Source organism: Streptomyces sp. NRRL B-24085 (assembly GCF_001282115.1).
Lineage (GTDB): Bacteria > Actinomycetota > Actinomycetes > Streptomycetales > Streptomycetaceae > Streptomyces.
Genome location: NZ_LJBR01000260.1, coordinates 1 through 2,039, shown reverse-complemented (window position 1 = coordinate 2,039; position 2,039 = coordinate 1). Strand labels below are relative to the sequence as shown.

The 2,039-nt window shown below is 71.3% G+C and carries 2 protein-coding genes and 1 pseudogene; 2 read left to right on the top strand and 1 reads right to left on the bottom strand.

Annotated elements, in window-relative coordinates:
* The first annotated feature begins 57 nt into the window (after positions 1–57).
* Both AOJ26_RS26735 and AOJ26_RS26730 read left to right on the top strand, forming a co-directional pair.
* On the top strand, positions 58–849 hold the full coding sequence (locus AOJ26_RS26735) for a S1 family peptidase (protein WP_053850905.1): 792 nt from the start codon (positions 58–60) through the stop codon (positions 847–849).
* Positions 850–954: 105 nt separating this feature from the next.
* Complete coding sequence (locus AOJ26_RS26730; protein ID WP_053850906.1) at positions 955–1,602, top strand: LysE family translocator; 648 nt, start codon at positions 955–957, stop codon at positions 1,600–1,602.
* Here AOJ26_RS26730 and AOJ26_RS26725 read toward each other — a convergent pair.
* Positions 1,583–2,039: pseudogene (locus tag AOJ26_RS26725) on the bottom strand (DNA glycosylase AlkZ-like family protein); the annotation flags it as partial. The gene AOJ26_RS26730 and the pseudogene AOJ26_RS26725 overlap by 20 nt on opposite strands.

Here is a 2,039-nt window from a genome sequence, read left to right as displayed (position 1 = left end):
CCCGTGCACCCCCACACCCGCGCGACCCCCCACCGGCAACCCTGAGGAGACTCACCGATGTTCGGTCTCACCCGTGCGAAGAAGGCCGGCGCGGCCGGCCTGGCCGCCGCCGCTGCCGCCGCCACCGCGTTGATCGGCGCCCCCACCGCCGTCGCCGCCCCCCAGCCCATCGTCGGCGGTACGACGACGACCACGACCGCGTACCCGTTCATGATGCAGATCACGGACGCCTCGCAGAACCAGTTCTGCGGCGGCACCCTGGTCTCCGCGACCAAGGTCGTCACCGCGGCCCACTGCATGGTCGGCGAGACCACCAGCAGTGTGAGAGTCGTCGGCGGCCGCACCTACCTCAACGGCACCAACGGCACGGTCAGCCGGGTCAGCAGGATCTGGATCAACCCGGGCTACACGGACGCCACCAACGGCGACGACGTGGCCGTGCTGACCCTGTCGACGTCGATGCCGTACACGACGGCGTCGTACGTCTCCTCCTCCCAGACGAGCGTGTACGCGGCCGGCACCACCGCCCGCATCCTCGGCTGGGGCACCACCTCGTCCAACGGCAGCTCCTCCAACCAGCTGCGGACCGCGACCGTCCCGATCGTGTCCGACACCAGCTGCCGGAGCTCCTACGGTTCGGACTTCGTCCAGACCGACATGGTTTGCGCCGGATACACCTCCGGCGGCACAGACACCTGCCAGGGCGACAGCGGCGGTCCCCTGCTCATCGGGGGCGTCCTGGCAGGGATCACTTCATGGGGAGAGGGCTGCGCGCAGGCCGGTTACCCGGGTGTCTACACCCGGCTGACCACCTTCTCCAGCCTGGTGACCGCGCAGGTCAACTCATAGGTCCCCAGCGGTTCTCCTGAGCATGCCTCAGGTGTGAGACCGGGGGGCGTTGCGGGCCACCACGAGCGGCCCGCAACGCCCCCCATCCATGTTTGAATGACCGCCATGGTGTCCACGGACCGCGTTCTCGCGTTCGCCGCGATGTCCCTGCTCGTGATCGTCATCCCGGGGCCCAGCGTCCTGTTCGTGATCGGCCGGGCCCTCGCCCACAGCCGGCGCACCGCGGTGGCCACGGCGGTCGGCAACGTCTTCGGTTCCTATCTGCTCGTCGTGGCGGTGGCGGTCGGGATCGGCTCCCTGGTGGAGCGGTCGGTGGCCGTCTACCTGGCGGTGAAACTGGCGGGCGCCGCCTATCTGGTCTTCCTCGGCGTCCAGGCGTTCCGGCACCGCAAGGAGCTGACGGCGGCGGCGATCACCCGGCGGCCGGCCGGACCGGCGCGCGGTGATCTGCGGACCGTCCTGGACGGAGCCCTGGTCGGGGTCACCAACCCGAAGGGTGTCGTCTTCTTCGCGGCCGTGCTCCCCCAGTTCGTGGACCACGCGGCGGGGCACGTCCCGGCGCAGATGCTGCTGCTCGGCCTGGTCCCCATCGCCATCGGCCTGGTCACCGACACCCTGTGGGGCCTGACCGCGTCGGCCGCCCGCACCTGGTTCGCCCGCTCGGACCGCCGCCTGTCGCTCATCGGCGGCGCGGGCGGCTTCACGATGATCGGACTCGGCCTGACGGTGGCGGTCACGGGCCGGGCGGACTGAGGCGTTCGGGTCGGACCGGCCGCTGCTGCACGACGGTCCCGAACCGGATGTCGTACGGCGTCCCCGGGTGCAGCGTGGCGAGCATCCGCTCCCCCTCGGCGGTGACGTCCTCCCGCTGCGCCTTGGTCAGCCGGTCGAAGGGCTCCACGACGAGGGCGTCCGGGGTGAGCTTCCAGACGCCCGCGAGGAAGCCGTCGACGAGGAGCGTGCAGTAGGCCTGGTTGCCCTGCCAGCTGCGGCCCCAGTACTCCTTGGGCACCACGCGGGTGCGGTCGGCGTGCGAGAGCAGCAGGTTGTCGAACTCCGGCAGGAAGCGGGGCGGGGCCGGCGGGGTGGTCGACGAGCTCGACGCCGTTCTCGTCACGGAAGACGAGCAGGTGCGGGCGGAGCCGCTCGAAGGCGTCGCGGAGGCGGGTGAGCCCGGCCCAGGTCTGCAT